The sequence below is a fragment of the Pseudomonas faucium genome, from assembly GCF_021602585.1.
Classification (GTDB): domain Bacteria; phylum Pseudomonadota; class Gammaproteobacteria; order Pseudomonadales; family Pseudomonadaceae; genus Aquipseudomonas; species Aquipseudomonas faucium.
In genome coordinates, this window is record NZ_BQIP01000060.1 from 1 (window position 1) to 1,106 (window position 1,106).

1 protein-coding gene is annotated in these 1,106 nt (G+C 65.1%); it reads right to left on the minus strand.

Annotated elements, in window-relative coordinates:
- A partial coding sequence (locus L6D75_RS27150; RefSeq protein ID WP_236193979.1) for an AMP-binding protein occupies positions 1-1,106 on the minus strand: 1,106 nt, incomplete at both ends.

Sequence of the window (1,106 nt, forward strand, 5' to 3'; positions counted from 1 at the left end):
CCGGCCACGGCGGCCTCGCCCTCGGCCATCATCGCGCGGATGGCGGTGGGCGCGGTGTAGAGGATGTTGACCTTGTGCTTGTCGACGATCTTCGACACGCGGGTGATGTCCGGGTAGTTCGGCACGCCTTCGAACAACAGCGTGGTCGCGCCGTTGGCCAGCGGGCCGTAGACGATGTAGCTGTGGCCGGTGACCCAGCCGACGTCGGCGGTGCACCAGTAGACTTCGCCCGGGCGGTAGTCGAACACCCGCTCGTGGGTCAGCGCGGCGTACACCAGGTAGCCGCCGGTGGTGTGCAGCACGCCCTTGGGCTTGCCGGTGGAGCCGGAGGTATAAAGGATGAACAGCGGCTCTTCGGCGCCCATCTCTTTTGGCGCGCAGTGGCTGGAGGCGACCTTCATCAGGTCTTCGTACCAGATGTCGCGGTGCTGGTGCCAGGCGATGTCGCCACCGGTGCGCTTGCACACGATGATCTTCTGCACGCTGCTGGTTTCAGGGTTGGTCAGCGCCAGGTCGACGTTGGCCTTGAGTGGCGTGCGGCGCCCGCCGCGCAGGCCTTCGTCGGCAGTGATGACGACCTTGGAGCGACAATCGATGATGCGCCCGGCCAGGGCTTCGGGCGAGAAGCCGCCGAACACCACCGAGTGGATCGCGCCGATGCGCGCGCAGGCCAGCATCGCCACCACGGCTTCCGGGATCATTGGCATATAAATGGTGACGACATCGCCGCGGTGCACGTCCTGGCCGCGCAGGGCGTTGGCGAACTTGCACACCTGCTCGTGCAGTTCGCGGTAGGTGATGTTGCGGTGCTCGGAAGGGTCGTCGCCTTCCCAGATGATGGCCAGCTGGTCGCCGCGCTCTTCGAGGTGGCGGTCCAGGCAGTTGGAGGACACATTGAGTGTGCCGTCGGCGAACCACTTGATGTCGACGTGGTGGTCGTCGAAGGAGGTCTGCTTGACCTTGCTGAACGGCTTGATCCAGTCCAGACGCTGGGCCTGCTCACGCCAGAAGCCGTCCGGGTTGATCACCGATTGCTGGTACATGGCCTTGTAGGTGGCCTCGTCGGTCAGGGTAGTGGCCGCAACCTCGGGACGAACGGGATACAG